Genomic DNA, 20,529 nt, shown 5'->3' with positions numbered 1-20,529 from the left:
CATTTCAGACGGCCTTCGGCATACGGGTTTTAAAAACGGAATAATACCAAACTGACGGCAATCACCGCCATACCCGTCGTCAGGCCGTAAACGGTTTCATGGCCGTCTGAATAGCGTTTGGCGGCCGGCAGCAGCTCGTCCAACGCCAAAAACACCATCACACCGGCTATCACGCCGAATACCGAACCAAACACGGCAGGCGACAAAAACGGCTGCAAAACCAAATAGCCCAAAGCCGCCCCCAACGGCTCGGCCAAGCCGGATAGCAGGCACGCCCATACCGTTTTCTTACGGCTGCGGGTGGCAAAATAAACCGGCGCGGCAATGGAAATGCCCTCCGGAATATTATGGATGGCAATCGCCAAGGCCAAAGGCATCCCAACCGCCGGATTCTCCAAGGTGGCAAAAAACGTCGCCAAGCCTTCGGGGAAATTGTGCGCAGTAATCGCAAACGCCGCCATCATGCCGACTCGCGCGATATGGCGGCGTTTGCTTTCTTGAAACGACGGGTCTTGCGCGTCTAAGGTTTCATGCGGGTTCGGCACCAGGCGGTCGATCAGCGCAATGCCGCCCATACCGACCAAAAATGCCATGGTCGCCGCCGCAAACGCGTGGTCTTTATCATAAATTTCAGCGAACGCCTCACTGGATTTACTGAAAATCTCCGTCAGGGAAACATACACCATCGCACCGCCGGCAAATGCCAAACCAAACGACAACACCCGCGGATTGGGCGTTTTGGAAAACATCACCAGGCCGCTGCCTAATACGGTAAACAAACCGGCAGCCAACGTAATGGAAAAGGCAACGGCCAAATTGGACATCGAAAAATCGGGCATGAGAAAACCTGCACTCAAAGCTGGGACAGGTTCAGACTAACACTTTTTAATGCGTATGATAATAGTTATTATTTATTTTATTGATTAGGTACACGGATTTTGAAACAAAAGGCCGTCTGAAAAATGATTTTCAGACGGCCTTTAAACCTTATCGCTTTCCAGCTTAAGCCTGATAACGCGACAGGATCAAATCGTCGCTGCGGATTTCGGTGTCTTTGCCGCTCACGATATCGGCGGTTAATTTTGCCGAACCCAGCGACATGGTCCAGCCCAAAGTACCGTGACCGGTATTTAGGAATAAGTTTTCAAAGCGGGTACGCCCGATTAACGGCGTGCTGTCAGGCGTCATCGGTCTGAGGCCGCTCCAGAACAATGCTTGGCTCAAATCGCCGCCTTCAGGAAACAAATCGTTGACGACCAAAGCCAAGGTTTCGCGGCGTTTTTCGGGCAGTTTGATTTCGTAGCCGGACAATTCCGCCATGCCGCCGACGCGGATTCTGTTGTCAAAGCGCGTGATGGCGACTTTGTAGCTCTCATCTAACACGGTGGAAACCGGCGCGCCGTCTGAATTGGTGACGGGCAGGGTCAAGGAATAGCCTTTGACGGGATAAATCGGCAGATTGAGATCCAACTGCACCAAAACCGTCCTGCTGAAGCAGCCGAGCGCGCAGACGAAGGCATCTGCTTCAAAGCGTTCTTTTTCGGTTTCGACTGCGCTGATGCGCTGCCCATTGTGTTCGATGCGGCGGATGGTTTGGTTGAAATGGAACTGTACGCCTTTTTCCAGACAGAGTTGGTACAGGTTTTGGGTGAAGAGGTGGCAGTCGCCGGTCGCATCCGCAGGCAGGTGCAGGCCGCCGGCAATTTTGGCGGTAACGCGCGCCAGCGCAGGCTCAAATTCTGCGCATTCTTCGGGTTTCAGACGGCGGTAGGGCACGCCGTAGCGTTCCAAAACGGCAATGTCTTGTTCTGCTGCTTCGACTTCTTTGGCTTGGCGGAAAATCTGCAACGTCCCTTTTTTGCGCCCTTCAAAATTCATGCCGGTTTGCGCTTCAAAACGGCGGAACATTTCACGGCTGTATTCGGAAATCCTGACCATGCGCTCTTTGTTGGTTTGATAGCGTGCTGCCGTGCAGTTTTGCAGCATTTGCCACAGCCATTCGATTTGATACAGGCTGCCGTCAGGGCGAAACAGCAAAGGCGGATGGCTTTTAAACAGCCATTTCAGCGCTTTGGTCGGGATACCGGGTGCAGCCCACGGCGTGGTATAGCCGTAAGAGAGCTGGCCTGCGTTGGCAAAACTGGTTTCCATCGCCACGCCCTCGGCGCGGTCGATGACCGTTACTTCATGTCCGGCCTCTGCCAGATACCACGCGGAAGATACGCCGGCAACACCAGCACCTAAAACAAGCACTTTCATTTTTCTCCTCCTCTGACTTTTTTCAAAACAAACTTAATATACACTGGGCCGTCTGAATGTTCAGGTTCAGACGGCCTTGGACATTAATGCGGCAATTCGCCGTTTTTGATTTTTTGTTTGAAGTCGCGCGTTTCATTGACGATGACTTTCGCCATCAACAAAAGCGCAATCAGGTTGGGCAATGCCATCAAGCCGTTGAATGTGTCCGAAGCCAGCCACACCAAATCAAGGCTCAACACGGTTCCCAGCATAACTGAAGAAACATAACCGACGCGGTACAAACCGGCAAACTTCTCGCCGAAGACGTAAACCGCGCATTTCTCGCCGTAATAACACCAGCCGAGAATGGTTGAGTAGGCAAAGAAAATCAGGCCGATGGTCACAATCCAGCCGCCGATGCCGGGCAGCATTTTTTGGAAAGTGACGGTTGTCAGCGCCGCGCCGCTCAATTCAGGTTTCACAAACTCGCCACCTGCGCCGAGCAGACCCATGACCAACACGATACCGGTAATCGAGCAAACAACAATGGTGTCCAAAAAAGTACCGGTCATGGAAACCAAAGCCTGACGGACGGGGTGGTCAGTTTTCGCGGCTGCGGCGGCAATTGGCGCAGAACCCATACCCGCTTCGTTGGAGAACACGCCGCGCGCCACGCCGTAGCGGATGACCGTACCGATGGCGCCGCCGGCCACAGCTTGCGCGCTAAACGCATCGGAGAAAATCAGTTTGACGGCAGGCATCAACACATCGGAATTAATCACGATAATGGCAATACCGCCTACTACATAAAACACTGCCATGGCAGGTACGATAAAGGATGCGGCTTTGGCAATGCCCTTAATGCCGCCCAAAAGCACAATGGCCGTTAATACGGTCAATATCACGCCGGTGTAGGCAGGTTCGACGCCGAAGCTGGTTTGCACTGCCTGCGCAACCGAGTTGGACTGCACCGAGCTGCCGATACCGAAGGAAGCGAATGTGCCAAACAGCGCAAACGCGACGGCCATCCATTTCCAGTTTTGGCCCAAACCTTTTTCGATGTAATACATCGGGCCACCGGACATTTCGCCTTTGGAATTGGTCACGCGGTATTTCACCGCCAATACGCCTTCGCCGTATTTGGTGGCCATACCGAAAATGGCGGTCATCCACATCCAAAATACCGCGCCCGGGCCGCCGGTTACCACCGCAGTCGCCACACCGGCGATGTTACCCGTGCCGATGGTGGCGGATAGCGCGGTCATCAACGCCGCGAAATGGGAAATATCGCCTTCGTGGTCTTCGCCGTCTTCATGCTTCTTTGACGGCACAAACGCCTGCTTCAGCGCATAACCCAACATGGTGAACTGCAAGCCTTTCAGCAAAACGGTCAGCAAAATGCCCGTACCGACCAGCAGCATCAACATAATAGGTCCCCAGACCCAGCCGCTGATGGTTTCGAAAAAGGCTTTGAGATTGTCTAAAAACAATTGCATGGCTTTCTCCTTTGTCTGTTTTATTTTTTATGCACTACTTTTTGTAGTGTCATGTAATTTCAGCACAGAATATTCAATAAGACAATATCTTTCTTTTTAAAAAGATTTTTGAGGTTTTACCCTAAAAAGATATCTATTTAGACCGGCCAGATTGTTTACAATCCGCTAAAAATAAAGGCTGCGGCCGAGATAAAATGCCAAATGAAAGTTAACCAACCATCAATTAAGACTGCAACAATTAAAATGACACAATCGACAAATGGCACATTATTGAAAAATACAAACACGCAAATCTTGTTTAAAAAAAGCCTCAGGCCGTCTGAAAGATGGTTTTCAGACGGCCTGAGGCTTGCTATTTATATTAATAAAGTCAGGTTGATGAATGTTGCTCAAGCAACTGCGCCAACACTCGGGCAAAGCGTTCCGTCGCGCCTTCACTGGTGTGCAAATACAGGGCGGGCTCGATGAGTTCCAATTCATTGAGCAGGAAGGTGTCGCCGACCAATGTGCCGTCCACTCGGGCGTAAACCGGCATTTGCGGCAAAGTGGCCAGTACGTTTTGCGCGGCACGGACGGCAAACTCGGGCGGCTCGATACCGAACACTGACACGCCATAGGCCGAGTTGGCGCGCCATTCGCCGTGTGGCGGCTGACGGCGTACGGCATGGCTGAATGTGCCGTTGAAAAACACCAGCGAGGTTTCGCCTGCTGTTTCGATTTCGCGGATATAAGGTTGAACAATCATGCCTTGCGGATAATCCGCCATATCCACGTCCAATGCCTCCGCACAAACTTTGACCACGCCTTTGCCGCTCTGCCCGAATGCCGGCTTGATGACCGCTTTCGTCCAGCCTTGTCGGTTCAGGATGTCCGCCAACTCGGCTTTTTGCGGCGGAACGAACACGCTGGGAATCACTCGCGCGCCGCGTTCTGCTAAATCGCACAAATAAGTCTTTTCCATATTCCAAGCCATCAGCTCGGGCGGATTGATAAAACGCTGCCCCGCCTGCTCGGCTTGCTCCAGCCATTGGCGGAAGGCTTCGGGTTCGGCGGCATAATCCCATGCGCACAAAGGCAGTAAAAACGGTGCGGACGGATGGTTTTGCCACGCATCAAATACGGTTCCCACGCCCATGGTTTCTAAGCATGCCGCCAATGTTTTCAGGTTGTCCGATGGTTCGGGATAAGTTTGGCAGGTAATGAGTGCCAAAACAGTTTGCTCGGTCATGATTGCCACCTCATTGCTAAAACCAAAATTATATAGCAAAATCAAACCAAAAGATTTTTCAGACGGCCTGATACATGAGGCCGATTCTGATAAAATGGTCTCCCCTTTTTCGTCGGAACATGCTCATGAAATCTGCTCACGTCCTTGTCTGGTTCCGCCGTAACCTCCGCCTGCACGACAATGCCGCGCTTAATGCCGCCGTTGCAAGCGGTTTGCCCATCGCCTGCGTCTGGGTCAGTCAAAGGCCGTCTGAAAACCACAATCCGCGTCAAAGCCTGTTCCACTATCAAGCCGCGCAAGAACTGCATACCCGTCTGGCGGCGCACCATATTCCTTTATATGTCGTCGCCTCCGACGAAGACCTCCTCCCCTTGGCTGCTGCGCTCAATGCCCATACCGTCATCACAGACGAAGCCTACACCGAAGCCGAAATCCGCCAAGACAACCACCTCTGGCACAATTTCGACCGGGCAGGCATTGCCTTGCAACACACCAACGACCGCGGCATTTTGGCCAAATTCCCCCTTATGGATGCCAACGGCCTGCCCTACACCGATTTTGCCGCCTATAAACAAGCATGGTTGCAAGCTTATTCAGGACAAAGGCCGTCTGAAACCGAATTGCCTGTTCAAACCAGACAAAACGTTCCGCTGTTTCCAGCCCATACCGGCGCGGTATTGCCTGCCTATCAACAGGGCGGCGAAACCGCAGCCTTAACGCAATGGCACGCGTTCAAACAGAATTTGGTTCACTACCCGATTACCCAAAACTTTCCGGCACGAAAAAACACCAGCCTCCTCAATGCCTACCTGTCCGCAGGCTGCATTTCACCGCGCCTGCTGGCCGCCGAAGGCTTGGCAAACCGACATTTCGAATGGCTGGACAAACTTATTTTCCGCGACTACTGCTACCAGCTCGCCTACCACCGCCGCCTGCCCGAAACAACCGATGCCGCTCCGGTACGCGAATACTGGCGACTCGGCCAAACCGGCGTACCCATCATCGACGCCTCCATCCGCGGCCTCGAAGCCACTGGTCACTTACACCCCGTTCTCCAGCAGCTGTGCGCCCACTATTTCTGCCACGCCCTCAACTTCGACCCCAACCAAGGCATTGCGTGGGCAGCCTCCGTCCAAACCGGCACCGACCCCGCACTCAACCAAGCCAACTGGCACCTCGCCGCACAAGACACGGCTACCGTCCGCTATGCCCACCGTTCGCATCAAATCGATCCCGACGGCAGCTACATCCGCAGTTACGTCCCCGAATTGGCGCACCTACCGTCCACCCTCATCCACACGCCGTGGGCCGCCGCCGATGACATCGACACACACGGCTACCCCTTTCCCAAGGCCGTCTGAAACCTGCATTCACACCAAAAAACCACACTAAATACAGCTGAAAAACGTTCAAACAAAATATTTTGGTTTCAGATGGTCAAACAGATTGAATAGCCAAGATTTACACGGTAAACTTACGTCATTAAAAAATTTTATTATTTCATGACAATGAAACCCGCATTCGACATAAAAACATCACGTTTGGACGTCTTATCCATCCATCTGCACACCGCAGATTTAACCGAATTGGAAGAATTCCTGCGCCAACTGGCAGGCCAATCCCAAGACGAATTCGTTCCCTTCATTTTAGACGTACAAGATTTCGACCACCCCGAATCCATCGATTTGGGCGGCATGATTTCCCTGTTTGCCCGTTACGGCATGCAAATTTTAGGGCTGCACCACACCAGCGACACATGGGCGGCAGCGGCGGCGCGTTATCACTTGGTATTCAAACAAGGCAACTCCACCCAAGCAGCCGACACACAGGCAGCGCCTGCCTCACGCCAAGCACCGCAGCCGCAAGACGTACAGGCCACCGTTATCAACAATCCGACCGTATTGGTCAGCACGCCCGTGCGTACCGGCCAGCAGGTTTACGCTGAAAACGGCGACCTCATCGTCACCGGCATCGTCAGCCAAGGTGCGGAACTTATTGCCGACGGCAACATCCATATTTATGCCCCCATGCGCGGCAGAGCGTTGGCCGGTGCAAAAGGCAATACCAACGCGCGCATCTTTATTCATTCCATGCAGGCCGAATTAGTCTCCGTTGCCGGTATCTACCGCAACTTCGAGCAAGACCTGCCCGAGCATCTGCACAAAAAACCCGTACAAGTATCATTGCAAGACAACCGACTGGTTATCAGCGCAATCGACGCCGAATAAACATCAGTACTTAAAAAGGAAATATCGTGTCCAAAATCATCGTAGTAACTTCAGGTAAAGGCGGCGTAGGCAAGACCACTACCAGCGCCAGCATCGCAACCGGCCTGGCCCTGCGCGGCCACAAAACTGCCGTAATCGACTTCGACGTCGGTTTGCGCAACCTTGACCTGATTATGGGTTGCGAACGCCGCGTCGTATACGACCTCATCAACGTTATCCACGGCGAAGCGACTCTCAACCAAGCCCTTATTAAAGACAAAAACTGCGAAAACCTCTACATCCTGCCTGCATCGCAAACCCGCGATAAAGACGCACTGACCCGCGAAGGTGTAGACAACGTGATGAAAGAGTTAGCCAGCGAAAAAATGGGCTTCGAATTCATCATCTGCGACTCTCCTGCCGGTATCGAACAAGGCGCACTGATGGCGCTCTACTTTGCCGACGAAGCCATCATTACCACCAACCCGGAAGTATCCAGCGTCCGCGATTCCGACCGTATCTTGGGCATTTTGCAAAGCAAATCCCGCAAAGCAGAACAAGGCAGCACTGTTAAAGAGCACCTGCTGATTACTCGCTACTCCCCTGAGCGCGTAGCCAAAGGCGAAATGCTGTCTGTACAAGACATCTGCGACATCTTGCGTATTCCGTTGATCGGTGTGATTCCTGAATCACAAAACGTTTTGCAAGCTTCCAATTCCGGCGAACCTGTCATCCACCAAGACAATGCCGCAGCAGCAGAAGCCTATAAAGACGTTATCGCCCGCCTCTTGGGTGAAAACCGCGAAATGCGTTTCCTCGAAGCTGAGAAGAAAAGCTTCTTAAAACGACTGTTCGGAGGTTAATACATGTCACTGCTCGATATGCTGTTCGGCAGAAAGCCGAAAACCGCCACAGTCGCGCGCGACCGCCTGCAAATCATCATCGCACAAGAACGCGCACAAGAAGGCCAAGCTCCAGACTATCTGCCGACCTTGCGTAAAGAGTTGTTGGAAGTCCTGTCCAAATACGTCAACGTATCATTGGACGACATCCGCATCTCCCAAGAGAAACAAGACGGCTTGGACGTTCTTGAGCTGAACATCACCCTGCCGGAACAAAAAAGGCTTAACACATGACCTTGACCGAATTGCGTTACATCGTAGCCGTCGCACAAGAACGTCACTTCGGACGTGCCGCACGACGCTGCTTTGTCAGCCAGCCCACCCTCTCCATTGCCATCAAAAAGCTGGAGGAAGAGCTGTCGGTATCCCTGTTCGACCGTAGCAGCAACGACATCATCACGACTGAAGCGGGCGAGCGCATTGTCGCCCAAGCCCGCCGGGTTCTGGAAGAAGCAGAACTCATCAAACACCTTGCCAATGAAGAACAAAACGAATTGGAAGGCGCATTCAAACTCGGCCTGATTTTTACCGTTGCCCCCTACCTTCTGCCCAAGCTCATTACCGCGCTGCGTGAAACCGCACCGAAAATGCCGCTGATGCTGGAAGAGAACTATACCCACATCCTGACCGAGTCGCTCAAACGTGGCGATGTCGATGCAATCGTCGTTGCCGAACCGTTCCAAGAGCCAGGCATCGTGACCGAGCCTCTGTATGACGAACCTTTCTTCGTCATTGTTCCCAAAGGCCATCACTTTGAAGAACTCGATGCCGTTACGCCTCAGCTTTTGGGCGAAGAACAAGTGTTGCTGCTGTCCGAAGGTAACTGTATGCGCGACCAAGTGTTGGCAAGCTGTTCCGAATTGGCTTCCAAACAGAAAATCCAAGGTTTGACCAATACCCTGCAAGGCAGCTCCATCAACACCATCCGCCACATGGTTGCCAGCGGTTTGGCCATCAGCGTCATGCCAGCTACCGCATTGACCGAAAACGACCATATGCTTTTCAGCATTATCCCGTTTGAAGGCAATGCGCCGCACCGCCGTGTCGTTTTGGCCTATCGCCGCAACTTTGTCCGTCCGAAAGCACTGACTGCTTTGCGCACTGCTATTTTGCAATCGCAACTGACCGGTGTGACCTTCGTCAACGAATAAACCGCAAAACAAAAGGCCGTCTGAATGTTCAGACGGCCTTTTTATTTCTAACCGAATAAAGGATTAGTAGCGGGTATGAACTTGGCTGCCGATAACGCCACCTAAAGCCGCACCACCCAAGGTAGAGCCGGTATCGCCACCAATCAAGTTACCTGCCACGCCACCCAATACCGCACCAGCAGCAGTGTTGCGTTGGGTTTGAGTCATATTGGCACATGCACCCAAAGAGGTGGCCAGCATGATCAAGGTCACAGTTTTTGCAAAAGTTTTCTTCATGGTTTGATTCTCCATCAGGGGTTAAGCTGTATATAGAACAGTATGGCACAACATTTCATTAATATATTTTCTGATAAGTAAAGACAGATTAAACTAAGATAATACTTTTGATGAACGGTTAACTTCAAAAATTAACGGCAATTCCAATAGAATATTTATAAAATTTAATATATTTGGCATAAAATTGCGCATATATCAACCGCATTCGGTAGTGATACAATGACGACTTGTCTGAACTACCGGAAACACCCGTCATGAGTACCTACGCACTGGCACACATCATCCACGTTTATTGCGCGATTGCCTTTGTCGGCGGCGTATTTTTCGAAATGCTGGTTCTCTCCGTTTTACACACCGGCCGCGTTTCACGCGAATCGCGCCGCGAAGTCGAACGTGCCATGTCCCATCGTGCCGTCCGCGTAATGCCACCTGTCGTCATTACCTTGTTCATCAGCGGCATCGTGATGGTGTACAACCGCTACCTGCCGATACTTCACCACCCATTCGACAGCTCTTTCGGCATCATGCTGAGCATCAAAATCCTGTTGGCAGTAAGCGTTTTGGTACATTTTGCCATCGCCGTCGTCAAAATGGCACGGCACACCCTCACCGTCGGCTGGTCGAAATACATACACGCCGTCGTATTCAGCCATATGCTGTTTATCGTCTTTTTTGCCAAGGCGATGTTCTACCTGTCTTGGTAAACCTTACCCATACCCCACACACAAGGATTGTTTATGACCCAATACCCGTCCGTCGGCTCGCCGATGTTTTACGGCATCTTCTTTATTGCCGTCTTAATCATGATCACCATCGATATGGTATCATTGAAAAAAAACGGCGCCCACAAAGTCAGCATCAAAGAAGCCCTCGCTTGGAGCGGCATTTGGGTGGCCGTATCCTGCGCGTTTGCAGGCTGGCTCTATTTTGAACTGGCGGGCAACCCAGCTTACGGGGCCGTTGTCGCCAAAGAAAAAGTCCTCGAATTTTTCACCGGCTATGTACTCGAAAAATCCCTTGCCGTCGATAACATCTTCGTTTTCCTGATGATTTTCGGCTACTTCAAAGTCGAACCCAAATTCCAACACCGCGTCTTGCTCTATGGCGTATTCGGCGCCATCGTCCTGCGCGCCATTATGATCTTCATCGGCGCAGCCTTGGTACAACAATTTGAATGGATTTTGTACCTCTTCGGCGCATTCCTCTTATACACCGGCATTCACATGATGAAGCCGGAAGCCGAAGCTGAAGAAGACCTTTCCCAAAATAAGATCCTGACCCTGCTCAAAAAAGTCATCCCGACCAGCCAACAGTTTGACGGTGAAAAATTCTTTACCATCGAAAACAGCAAACGCATCGCTACGCCGCTTTTGCTGGTATTGATTATGATCGAATTGAGCGACGTTATCTTCGCCGTAGACAGCATCCCCGCTATTTTTGCCGTAACCACCGACCCTTTCATCGTCCTCACTTCCAACATTTTTGCCATCTTGGGCCTGCGTGCCATGTACTTTTTGCTGGCAGACTTTGCCGAACGCTTTATTTTCCTCAAATACGGCTTGGCTTTCGTATTGAGCTTTATCGGTATCAAGATGCTGATTATGCACTGGGTGCATATCCCGATTTCCATTTCCCTGTCCGTCGTCTTCGGCGCACTGGGCGCGTCCATCCTGACTTCTTTGGTATATACGCGTCAGCAAGAGAAAAAATAATCTGCCGATATAAAAAGGCCGTCTGAACATTTCAGACGGCCTTTTCAAATATCAAACACCAGCTTATTTAGCAGCGTCTTTCAATTTGTCGGCAGCTTCTTGAGTCGCATCGGCTGCTTTACCCATAGCATCTTTAGCTGCGTCTTTGGCAGCATCTTTAGCATCAGAAACCGCATCTTTAGCTTCTTCAACCGCTTTACCGGCAGCATCTTTAGCGTCAGAAACTGCTTTATCCGCAGTCGCTTTAGCATCTGCAGCAGCGTCTTTAACATCAGAAACAGCTTGCTCAGCCGCACCTTTGGCTTCAGAAGCAGCAGCATCAACAGCAGAAGCTGCATTTTCAGCCGCAGCGTTTACATCGGAAGCAACAGCAGAAGCCGCCTCTTGGGTTTCTTTTTTCGCTTCTTGTGTACACGCAGCCAAGCCGGCTACCATCATTGCAGCAATCAATAATTTTTTCATGTTGTATATCCTTTGGTCTAAAAAATATCTGTCAAAACTGACAGACCAAAAAATCATAACATAATAAATGCTCAAAAAAGGGAGAATTAACGCCAAATAACAGCCGGTTTACGTTTTTTGAAAAAAATTTCAAAAAAACAGTTGACGAAAAGAAACAAGCTACCTATAATGCACAGCTTATCGGGTCGTTAGCTCAGTCGGTAGAGCAGCGGACTTTTAATCCGTTGGTCGAGCGTTCGAATCGCTCACGACCCACCAAATATGAAAACCTGCTTTGAAAAAAGCAGGTTTTTTTCATGTTCTCCGTAATAATCTACTTCTCCTACAAATATACTTGTATGCCAGACAATTTAAGCATACACTGACTACACACGACTACAACGACAGGAGAACCCTAAATGAAACAATTGGCCATGTACATCAACGGACGCTTTGAAAATGATTTCAACGGCGAATGGCGCGACGTATTGAACCCGTCCACCGAAGAAACCATCGCCCGCGAACCCAAAGGCGGCAAGGCTGACGTTGACCGTGCCGTAGCGGCGGCGCGTGCGGCGCAGCCGGCATGGGAGCGGCTGCCTGCGGTCGAACGCGGCGCGTATTTGCGCAAAATCGCCCAAGGCATACGCGAACGCGCTGACAAGCTGACCGACACCATCGTTGCCGAAGGCGGCAAAACCAAAGACTTGGCGCGCGTGGAAGTCATGTTTACCGCCGACTATCTCGATTACCAAGCCGAATGGGCGCGCCGTTATGAAGGCGAAATCATCCAAAGCGACCGCCCGCGTGAAAATATTTTATTGTTCAAACGTCCTTTAGGCGTGATCGCCGGCATTTTGCCGTGGAACTTCCCATTCTTCCTAATCGCCCGCAAAATGGGCCCGGCTTTGGTAACAGGCAATACCATCGTCGTCAAACCAAGCAGCGTTACCCCGATCAACTGCCACATCTTTGCTGAAATCGTTCATGCTTCAGGCTTACCGGCCGGCGTATTCAACGTCGTCAACGGCCCGGGCGCAGAAATCGGCAATGCCTTGGCATCACATCCGCAAGTCGATATGGTCAGCCTGACTGGTTCTGTCGATGCCGGCCGCCAAGTGATGGAAGCCGCCGCCACCAACATCACCAAAGTCTCACTGGAACTGGGTGGCAAAGCCCCTGCCATCGTCCTGAAAGATGCCAACTTGGATCTGGCCGTCAAATCCATCTTGGCTTCACGCGTGGGCAATACCGGCCAAATCTGTAACTGCGCCGAACGCGTGTATGTCCACAGCAGCCTGAAAGACGCATTTATTGAAAAAATGACCGCCGCCATGAAAGGCGTGCGCTACGGTAATCCGGCCGAAGCCGAACCCAGCGCACTGGAAATGGGTCCGTTGATTGAAGAACGCGCCGTAAAATCCGTTGCCGAAAAAGTCGAACGCGCAGTTCGACAAGGCGCAACCTTGGTTTGCGGCGGCAAACGTGCCGAAGGACGCGGCTATTTCTTCGAGCCGACCCTGCTGACCGATACCGACAACAGCATGGACATCATGAAGGAAGAAACCTTCGGACCCGTCCTGCCTGTCGCTACTTTCGACACGCTCGATCAAGTCATCGCTTTGGCAAACGACAGCGAATTCGGCCTGACCAGCTCCGTCTATACCACCAATCTGAATGAAGCGTTTTATGTAACCCGCCGCCTGCAATTCGGCGAAACCTACATCAACCGCGAAAACTTTGAAGCCATGCAGGGCTTCCATGCCGGTTGGAAAAAATCAGGTATCGGCGGCGCCGATGGCAAACACGGTTTGGAAGAATATCTGCAAACCCAAGTCGTTTATTTGGAAACCGATATCTAACTGCCGATACTGCCCTTCATGAAACAAAAGGCCGTCTGAAACCGATTTTTCAGGTTTCAGACGGCCTTTCTGCCTTTATAGAAAAAAACACCGACATCGCGTAAAATAGAGCCAATTTTTCACTTTATTCAGGCCGTCTGAAAATATCAGCAGCCTGACTCATTTTCCCGGAAAACACCATGAGCGAACAAAACAATCCGCAAATCGAGCCGCAGTTGGACGAAAACCAAATCATCGCCCTGCGTCGCGAAAAACTGCACAACATCCGCAAAGAACGCAACGCCTACCCTAACGATTTCAAACGCGACAGCTTTGCCGCCGACCTGCACACCCAATACAGTGAAATCAGCAAAGAAGAACTCGACCCGCAAGGCATTTCCGTCAAAATTGCCGGCCGCATGATGCTCAAACGTCAAATGGGCAAAGCCAGCTTCGCCACCATTCAAGACGTTACCGGTCAAATCCAGCTTTATCTGAACAACAAAGGCGTGAGCCAAGAAGTTTTGGACGACTTCAACCACTGGGACTTGGGCGACATCGTCGGCGCGGAAGGTACTTTGTTCAAAACCAACCACGGCGAATTGACCGTGCGCGTGTCCAACATCCGCCTGCTGTCCAAATCCCTGCGCCCTCTGCCGGACAAACATAAAGGCTTGAGCGATCAGGAAACCAAATACCGTCAACGCTACGTCGATTTGATTGCCAACGAAGAATCGCGCAATACCTTCATCAAACGCAGCCAAATCATCCAATCCGTGCGCAATTTCATGGTCAACGAGCATTATCTCGAAGTCGAAACCCCGATGATGCACCCAATTCCCGGCGGCGCGACAGCGAAACCGTTCGTTACCCACCACAATGCCTTGGACATTCCGCTCTACCTGCGCATTGCGCCCGAGCTGTATCTGAAACGCTTGGTTGTCGGCGGTTTGGAACGCGTGTTTGAAATCAACCGCAGCTTCCGTAACGAAGGCATGTCCGTTCGCCACAATCCCGAATTCACCATGATTGAATTCTACGAAGCCTTCTCCGACTACGAACGCATGATGCAAATGGCGGAAGACATCATCCGCAACGCTTCCCGCGCGGTAAACGGCACGGCAAAAATCAGCTACAACGGCAAAGAAGTCGATTTGGAAAGCCCATTTGAGCGCCTGACCATTCTCGGTGCCATCAAAAAATACAATCCGCACTACACCGATGAGCAGTTAAACGATGAAGAATGGCTGAAAAAAGAAATCGTCAAACACGGCGAAAGCCTGCCGCCGTCTCCGGGTATCGGCAGCCTGCAACTTGCCCTGTTTGAAGGTTGCGCTGAGAGCAAACTGTGGAACCCGACTTTCATCATCGACTACCCTGTCGAAGTATCGCCATTGGCACGCGCATCCGACAGCAAACCGGGTTTGACCGAACGCTTCGAGCTTTTCGTTGTTGGCCGCGAATTGGCAAACGGCTACTCTGAGTTGAACGATCCAGAAGACCAAGCCGAACGCTTCAAAGCGCAAGTGGCGCAAAAAGATGCCGGCGACGACGAAGCCATGCACTACGATGCCGACTACATCCGCGCCATGGAATTCGGTCTGCCGCCGACCGGCGGCTGCGGCATCGGCATCGACCGCTTGGTAATGTTGCTGACCGATTCGCAAACCATCCGCGACGTGATTCTGTTCCCGCAAATGCGTCCCGAATAACGCATTGAAATAAAATCAAGGCCGTCTGAAAACAAGACTCTGTTTTCAGACGGCCTTTTTGTTCAAATATGTAAAACGGAAGAGTTTAAATCAATAAATCCTTTACATCATAATAATAAAATTACATGATAATCAAAAAGATAATATAAAAAAGAATATGTAAACGTTTTTCAGTTTGTTGACAGTCTGCTAGAATACATCCAGTTACAGACAGCCTCCACACACAGGCCGTCTGAAAATGCAGAAACTCTGAAAGGTTTGTATGGATCAATTTTTCGAACAGCTTCACGGATTGGTAAACGCCATCAACGACCAAATGTGGTCGGGGTTGGTATATATGCTTTTAGGCGCAGGCCTCTTTTTCACCGTTACCACCGGTTTTGTACAATTCCGCCTCTTCGGCCGCAGTATTAAAGAAATGTTGGGCGGCCGCAAACAAGGTGATGATCCGCACGGAATCACACCGTTCCAAGCATTCGTTACCGGCTTGGCCAGCCGCGTAGGCGTGGGCAACATCGCCGGCGTGGCGATTGCCATCAAACTCGGCGGACCGGGCGCGGTGTTCTGGATGTGGGTAACCGCCTTAATCGGCATGAGTTCGGCGTTTGTCGAATCTTCACTGGCCCAACTCTTTAAAGTCCGGGACTACGACAACCACCACTTCCGCGGCGGCCCCGCCTACTACATCACTCAAGGCCTGGGACAAAAATGGCTGGGCGTTTTGTTCGCCCTGAGCCTGATTTTCTGTTTCGGCTTTGTATTTGAAGCTGTACAGACCAATACCATCGCCGATACCACCAAAGCGGCATGGGGCTGGGATCAACACTATGTCGGTGTCGCCCTAGTCATTCTGACTGCCCCGATTATCTTCGGCGGTATCCGCCGCGTATCCAAAGCCGCGGAAATCATCGTTCCGCTGATGGCAGTTTTATATCTCGTCATAGCACTCTTCATCATTGCTACCAATATTTCCCTGATTCCTGACGTGTTCGGTCAGATTTTCTCCAACGCGTTCAACTTCGATTCGGCTGCAGGCGGTTTCCTCGGCGGTCTGATTTCGACCACCATGATACAGGGTATCAAACGCGGTCTGTATTCCAATGAGGCAGGTATGGGTTCTGCGCCAAATACCGCAGCCGCAGCCGAAGTGAAACACCCCGTCTCCCAAGGCATGATTCAAATGCTGGGCGTTTTCGTCGATACCATCATCGTCTGCTCATGCACCGCCTTTATCGTCTTGACCTATCAACAGCCTTACGGCGACCTGAGCGGTGCGGCGCTGACCCAAGCGGCAATCGTCAGCCAGGTAGGCGAATGGGGCGCGGGCTTCCTTGCCGTCATCCTGTTTATGTTTGCCTTTTCAACCGTTATCGGTAACTATGCCTATGCCGAGTCCAACGTCCAATTCATCAAGAGCCATTGGCTGGTTACCGCCGTTTTCCGTATGCTGGTTTTGGCATGGGTCTACTTCGGCGCAGTTGCCAACGTACCCTTGGTATGGGATATGGCAGACATGGCAATGGGCATCATGGCATGGATTAACCTCGTCGCTATCCTGCTCCTGTCCCCACTTGCCTTCCTGCTGTTGAAAGACTACACAGCCAAGCTGAAAATGGGCAAAGCCCCAGAGTTCAAACTCTCCGAACACCCAGGCTTGAAACGCAAAATCAAATCCGATATCTGGTAACACCAAAGGCCGTCTGAAATTTCAGACGGCCTTTTTAATCCCTGCCATTTAGACAAAACGATGCCCCTTAAAGCGGAAGCCTTAAGGGGCAGAGCGTTGCGGCACATCTTTTCAGACGGCCTTATTGTAGCAACGTTTCTCATTTCGCAGTGCAACAATATGGACAGATTCTAATTCCAAATCGACACCCAGTCAAGCATTTCATTTGCATGGAAATACTTACCTAGGATATATTTATACTTACTAAACATCATATTACGGAGAAACTGATGGCTGCATTCAAACCCAATCCAATCAACTACATCCTCGGCCTAGATATCGGCATCACATCCGTCGGCTGGGCAATGGTAGAAATTGACGAAGAAGAAAACCCCATCCGCCTGATTGATTTGGGCGTGCGTGTATTTGAGCGTGCAGAAGTACCGAAAACAGGTGACTCTCTCGCAGCGGCAAGACGCTTGGCACGCAGCGTCCGCCGCCTGACCCGCCGTCGCGCCCACCGCCTGCTTCGGGCCCGTCGCCTATTGAAACGCGAAGGCGTATTACAAGCCGCCGATTTTGATGAAAACGGCTTGATTAAATCCTTACCGAATACACCATGGCAACTTCGCACAGCCGCATTAGACCGCAAACTGACGCCTTTAGAGTGGTCGGCAGTCTTACTACATTTAATCAAACACCGCGGCTATTTGTCGCAAAGAAAAAACGAGGGCGAAACTGCCGATAAGGAGCTTGGTGCTTTGCTTAAAGGCGTAGCCGACAATGCCCATGCCTTACAGACAGGCAAATTCCGCACACCGGCCGAATTGACTTTAAATAAATTTGAGAAAGAAAGCGGCCATATCCGCAACCAGCGCGGCGATTATTCGCATACGTTCAGCCGCAAAGATTTGCAGGCGGAGCTGAATTTACTGTTTGAAAAACAAAAAGAATTCGGCAATCCGCATATTTCAGACGGCCTTAAAGAAGGTATTGAAACCCTGCTGATGACGCAAAGAGATTCTATTCCTGATGAAAGTGCTATTCTGCGGATGCAAGGAAAATGTACTTTTGAAAAAATAAATCCAGAGCAGCAAAACATAGTTGGAGCGCAGAACGTTTTATATGGTTAAGCAAGTTGGCTAATTTGAGGATAACGGATGAATTTGGCACTAGGAAATTAACTGAAATAGAACGTCAAATACTTATAGATCTTCCATATAAATTAAAGACCGTCAACTATCAACAAGTAAGGAATGCCTTAACCACCCTTTCTCCCAATGCTCTTTTTAATATTAGATATCATCAAAAAGATAAAAAGGGGGAGATAAAATCATCAGATAAAATTGAAAAAGATACGAAATTCATAGAAATGAAATTCTGGCACAAAATTAAGGAAACTTTAGAAGGGAACGGAAGAAAAACAGAATGGCAGAGCCTTTCAAGCAATCATAATTTACTAGATGAAATCGGAACAGTTTTTACCATCTGTAAAAATGATGAGAGAAGAAAAGCCCTCTTGTCCGGTAAGATAAAAGAAGATCAAGATATTCTTAATATTTTGTGTAATCATGTTGATTTTACATGCACTGTGAATTTATCTTTAGAAGCATTGAAAAATATCCTTCCTTTTATGGAACAAGGTGATGACTACGATACTGCTTGGAGAAAAGTTTATCCTCCGCAGTCAACTAAAAAAGAATCTGTTCTACCACCGATTCCTGCCGACGAAATCCGCAACCCCGTCGTCTTACGCGCCTTATCTCAAGCCAGAAAAGTCATTAACGGCGTGGTTCGGCGTTACGGCCCCCCTGCCCGTATCCATATTGAAACGGCAAGGGAAGTAGGAAAATCGTTTAAAGACCGCAAAGAAATCGAAAAACGCCAAGAAGAAAACCGTAAAGACCGGGAAAAAGCCGCCGCCAAATTCCGAGAGTATTTCCCCAATTTTGTCGGCGAACCCAAATCCAAAGATATTCTGAAACTGCGCCTGTACGAGCAACAACACGGCAAATGCCTGTATTCGGGCAAAGAAATCAACTTAGGCCGTCTGAACGAAAAAGGTTATGTCGAAATCGACCATGCCCTGCCGTTCTCACGCACATGGGACGACAGTTTCAACAATAAAGTGCTGGTATTGGGCAGCGAAAACCAGAACAAAGGCAACCAAACCCCTTACGAATACTTCAACGGCAAAGACAACAACCGCGAATGGCAGGAATTTAAAGCGCGTGTCGAAACCAGCCGTTTCCCACGCAGTAAAAAACAACGGATTCTGCTGCAAAAATTCGATGAAGATGGCTTTAAAGAACGCAATCTGAACGATACGCGCTACGTCAACCGTTTCCTGTGCCAATTCGTTGCCGACCATATGCTGCTGACAGGTAAAGGGAAAAGACGTGTCTTTGCATCCAACGGACAAATTACCAATCTGTTGCGCGGCTTTTGGGGATTGCGCAAAGTGCGTGCGGAAAACGACCGCCATCACGCCTTGGACGCCGTCGTCGTTGCCTGCTCGACCGTTGCCATGCAGCAGAAAATTACCCGTTTTGTACGCTATAAAGAGATGAACGCGTTTGACGGCAAAACCATAGATAAAGAAACAGGAGAAGTGCTGCATCAAAAAGCACACTTCCCGCAACCTTGGGAATTTTTCGCACAAGAAGTCATGATTCGCGTCTTCGGCAAACCGGACGGCAAATCCGAATTTGAAGAAGCGGATACCCCCGAAAAACTGCGTACCCTGCTCGCAGAAAAATTATCTTCTCGCCCCGAAGCCGTGCACGAATACGTTACGCCACTGTTTGTTTCACGCGCGCCCAATCGGAAGATGAGCGGGCAAGGCCATATGGAGACCGTCAAATCCGCCAAACGACTGGACGAAGGCATCAGCGTGTTGCGCGTACCGCTGACACAATTAAAACTGAAAGACTTGGAAAAAATGGTCAATCGGGAGCGCGAACCTAAGCTATGCGAAGGACTGAAAGCACGTTTGGAAGCACATAAAGACGATCCTACCAAAGCCTTTGCCGAGCCGTTTTACAAATACGATAAAGCAGGCAACCGCACCCAACAGGTAAAAGCCGTACGCGTAGAGCAAGTACAGAAAACCGGCGTATGGGTGCGCAACCATAACGGTATTGCCGACAATGCAACCATGGTGCGCGTAGATGTGTTTGAGAAAGGCGGCAAGTATTATCTGGTCCCGATTTACAGTTGGCAGGTCGCAAAAGGGATTTTGCCGGATAGGGCTGTTGTTGCTTATGCAGATGAAGAGGACTGGACTGTAATAGATGAAAGCTTCAGATTTAAATTTGTACTTTATTCAAATGATTTAATAAAAGTAACTGCCAAGAAAAACGTATTCTTTGGTTATTTTGTTAGTCTAAATAGAGCCACAGGAGCGATTGATATCCGTGTACATGACACAGATAATACCAAAGGGAAAAACGGCATTTTCCAAAGTGTTGGTGTCAAAACCGCCCTTTCATTCCAAAAATACCAAATTGACGAATTGGGCAAAGAAATCAGACCATGCCGTCTGAAACAACGTCCACCTGTCCGTTAAATTAATCTATCCCTGTTTCAGACGGCCTGAAGCAGGGATTTTTTATATAAAAATAAGGGGAAAAATATGACTTGGCGTAGCCTGCTCATTC

The 20,529-nt window shown here is 50.3% G+C and carries 16 protein-coding genes, 1 tRNA gene and 1 pseudogene; 12 read left to right on the top strand and 6 right to left on the bottom strand.

What is annotated here, in order from left to right; all coding sequences use genetic code 11:
- Positions 1 to 29: 29 nt before the first annotated feature.
- The 4 genes from zupT to O3660_RS07795 form a co-directional block, all read right to left on the bottom strand.
- Positions 30 to 839 carry a zinc transporter ZupT gene (gene zupT / locus O3660_RS07810; RefSeq protein WP_049352631.1) on the bottom strand — a complete coding sequence of 270 codons (810 nt, stop codon included), beginning with the start codon at positions 837 to 839 and terminating at the stop codon, positions 30 to 32.
- Positions 840 to 1,002: 163 nt separating this feature from the next.
- Positions 1,003 to 2,259, bottom strand: a complete 1,257-nt coding sequence (locus O3660_RS07805; RefSeq protein WP_049352629.1) for a D-amino acid dehydrogenase — start codon at positions 2,257 to 2,259, stop codon at positions 1,003 to 1,005.
- An 83-nt stretch (positions 2,260 to 2,342) separates the two neighbouring features.
- Positions 2,343 to 3,734: a sodium:alanine symporter family protein gene (locus O3660_RS07800; RefSeq protein ID WP_049352627.1), complete on the bottom strand. Its 1,392-nt coding sequence runs from the start codon at positions 3,732 to 3,734 to the stop codon at positions 2,343 to 2,345.
- 370 nt (positions 3,735 to 4,104) lie between these two features.
- Positions 4,105 to 4,962: a glutathione synthetase gene (locus O3660_RS07795; RefSeq protein WP_049352625.1), complete on the bottom strand. Its 858-nt coding sequence runs from the start codon at positions 4,960 to 4,962 to the stop codon at positions 4,105 to 4,107.
- A gap of 125 nt (positions 4,963 to 5,087) precedes the next feature.
- On the opposite strand from O3660_RS07795, the gene O3660_RS07790 reads away from it, so the two are divergent.
- From O3660_RS07790 to O3660_RS07770, 5 genes are all read left to right on the top strand, one after another.
- On the top strand, positions 5,088 to 6,323 hold the full coding sequence (locus tag O3660_RS07790; RefSeq protein WP_371464800.1) for an FAD-binding domain-containing protein: 1,236 nt from the start codon (positions 5,088 to 5,090) through the stop codon (positions 6,321 to 6,323).
- Positions 6,324 to 6,470: 147 nt separating this feature from the next.
- Positions 6,471 to 7,190 (top strand): septum site-determining protein MinC, encoded by a 720-nt coding sequence (gene minC, locus O3660_RS07785; RefSeq protein WP_003684756.1) that lies wholly within the window; start codon positions 6,471 to 6,473, stop codon positions 7,188 to 7,190.
- A gap of 26 nt (positions 7,191 to 7,216) precedes the next feature.
- Positions 7,217 to 8,032 (top strand): septum site-determining protein MinD, encoded by an 816-nt coding sequence (minD, locus tag O3660_RS07780; protein ID WP_003684743.1) that lies wholly within the window; start codon positions 7,217 to 7,219, stop codon positions 8,030 to 8,032.
- Positions 8,033 to 8,035: 3 nt separating this feature from the next.
- Positions 8,036 to 8,305, top strand: coding sequence for a cell division topological specificity factor MinE (gene minE, locus O3660_RS07775; protein ID WP_254323415.1), 270 nt, complete (start codon positions 8,036 to 8,038; stop codon positions 8,303 to 8,305).
- Complete coding sequence (locus O3660_RS07770) at positions 8,302 to 9,222, top strand: hydrogen peroxide-inducible genes activator (RefSeq protein WP_004520212.1); 921 nt, start codon at positions 8,302 to 8,304, stop codon at positions 9,220 to 9,222. Before minE ends, O3660_RS07770 begins: the two co-directional genes overlap by 4 nt.
- A gap of 63 nt (positions 9,223 to 9,285) precedes the next feature.
- On the opposite strand, the gene O3660_RS07765 is transcribed toward O3660_RS07770, so the two are convergent.
- Positions 9,286 to 9,498, bottom strand: coding sequence for a glycine zipper 2TM domain-containing protein (locus tag O3660_RS07765; RefSeq protein WP_080974685.1), 213 nt, complete (start codon positions 9,496 to 9,498; stop codon positions 9,286 to 9,288).
- Between the two features lie 254 nt (positions 9,499 to 9,752).
- Here O3660_RS07765 and O3660_RS07760 point away from each other — a divergent pair, with 254 nt between their 5' ends.
- Positions 9,753 to 10,202: a CopD family copper resistance protein gene (locus O3660_RS07760; protein ID WP_049352619.1), complete on the top strand. Its 450-nt coding sequence runs from the start codon at positions 9,753 to 9,755 to the stop codon at positions 10,200 to 10,202.
- A gap of 33 nt (positions 10,203 to 10,235) precedes the next feature.
- Positions 10,236 to 11,210, top strand: coding sequence for a TerC family protein (locus O3660_RS07755; protein WP_049352617.1), 975 nt, complete (start codon positions 10,236 to 10,238; stop codon positions 11,208 to 11,210).
- Positions 11,211 to 11,273: 63 nt separating this feature from the next.
- On the opposite strand, the gene O3660_RS07750 is transcribed toward O3660_RS07755, so the two are convergent.
- Positions 11,274 to 11,672 (bottom strand): hypothetical protein, encoded by a 399-nt coding sequence (locus O3660_RS07750; RefSeq protein WP_003684724.1) that lies wholly within the window; start codon positions 11,670 to 11,672, stop codon positions 11,274 to 11,276.
- Between the two features lie 182 nt (positions 11,673 to 11,854).
- Between O3660_RS07750 and O3660_RS07745 the strand changes: the two genes are divergently transcribed.
- From O3660_RS07745 to cas9, 5 genes and pseudogenes are all read left to right on the top strand, one after another.
- Positions 11,855 to 11,930, top strand: a tRNA-Lys gene (locus O3660_RS07745).
- A gap of 140 nt (positions 11,931 to 12,070) precedes the next feature.
- Positions 12,071 to 13,513, top strand: coding sequence for an aldehyde dehydrogenase (gene aldA, locus O3660_RS07740; protein ID WP_049351004.1), 1,443 nt, complete (start codon positions 12,071 to 12,073; stop codon positions 13,511 to 13,513).
- Positions 13,514 to 13,692: 179 nt separating this feature from the next.
- A complete protein-coding gene (gene lysS, locus O3660_RS07735) occupies positions 13,693 to 15,204 on the top strand; it encodes a lysine--tRNA ligase (protein WP_049351003.1) in 1,512 nt (503 codons plus the stop codon).
- A 262-nt stretch (positions 15,205 to 15,466) separates the two neighbouring features.
- Positions 15,467 to 16,891 carry a sodium:alanine symporter family protein gene (locus O3660_RS07730; RefSeq protein ID WP_049351002.1) on the top strand — a complete coding sequence of 475 codons (1,425 nt, stop codon included), beginning with the start codon at positions 15,467 to 15,469 and terminating at the stop codon, positions 16,889 to 16,891.
- A gap of 269 nt (positions 16,892 to 17,160) precedes the next feature.
- Positions 17,161 to 20,438: pseudogene (gene cas9 / locus O3660_RS07725) on the top strand (type II CRISPR RNA-guided endonuclease Cas9).
- Positions 20,439 to 20,529: the final 91 nt, after the last annotated feature.

It is taken from the genome of Neisseria sp. 27098_8_139 (assembly GCF_041433195.1).
In the GTDB taxonomy this organism is placed as follows: Bacteria; Pseudomonadota; Gammaproteobacteria; order Burkholderiales; family Neisseriaceae; genus Neisseria; species Neisseria subflava.
The sequence above is the reverse complement of the archived record's forward strand: the minus strand, read 5'-3'. Positions and strand labels throughout refer to the sequence as shown.

Bases quoted from the DNA above. Each gene is read 5' to 3' on its own strand.
- zupT (WP_049352631.1), bottom strand. From the start codon at position 839: ATGCCCGATTTTTCGATGTCCAATTTGGCCGTTGCCTTTTCCATTACG.
- O3660_RS07805 (WP_049352629.1), bottom strand. From the start codon at position 2,259: ATGAAAGTGCTTGTTTTAGGTGCTGGTGTTGCCGGCGTATCTTCCGCG.
- O3660_RS07800 (WP_049352627.1), bottom strand. From the start codon at position 3,734: ATGCAATTGTTTTTAGACAATCTCAAAGCCTTTTTCGAAACCATCAGC.
- O3660_RS07795 (WP_049352625.1), bottom strand. From the start codon at position 4,962: ATGACCGAGCAAACTGTTTTGGCACTCATTACCTGCCAAACTTATCCC.
- O3660_RS07790 (WP_371464800.1), top strand. From the start codon at position 5,088: ATGAAATCTGCTCACGTCCTTGTCTGGTTCCGCCGTAACCTCCGCCTG.
- minC (WP_003684756.1), top strand. From the start codon at position 6,471: ATGAAACCCGCATTCGACATAAAAACATCACGTTTGGACGTCTTATCC.
- minE (WP_254323415.1), top strand. From the start codon at position 8,036: ATGTCACTGCTCGATATGCTGTTCGGCAGAAAGCCGAAAACCGCCACA.
- O3660_RS07770 (WP_004520212.1), top strand. From the start codon at position 8,302: ATGACCTTGACCGAATTGCGTTACATCGTAGCCGTCGCACAAGAACGT.
- O3660_RS07765 (WP_080974685.1), bottom strand. From the start codon at position 9,498: ATGAAGAAAACTTTTGCAAAAACTGTGACCTTGATCATGCTGGCCACC.
- O3660_RS07760 (WP_049352619.1), top strand. From the start codon at position 9,753: ATGAGTACCTACGCACTGGCACACATCATCCACGTTTATTGCGCGATT.
- O3660_RS07755 (WP_049352617.1), top strand. From the start codon at position 10,236: ATGACCCAATACCCGTCCGTCGGCTCGCCGATGTTTTACGGCATCTTC.
- O3660_RS07750 (WP_003684724.1), bottom strand. From the start codon at position 11,672: ATGAAAAAATTATTGATTGCTGCAATGATGGTAGCCGGCTTGGCTGCG.
- aldA (WP_049351004.1), top strand. From the start codon at position 12,071: ATGAAACAATTGGCCATGTACATCAACGGACGCTTTGAAAATGATTTC.
- lysS (WP_049351003.1), top strand. From the start codon at position 13,693: ATGAGCGAACAAAACAATCCGCAAATCGAGCCGCAGTTGGACGAAAAC.
- O3660_RS07730 (WP_049351002.1), top strand. From the start codon at position 15,467: ATGGATCAATTTTTCGAACAGCTTCACGGATTGGTAAACGCCATCAAC.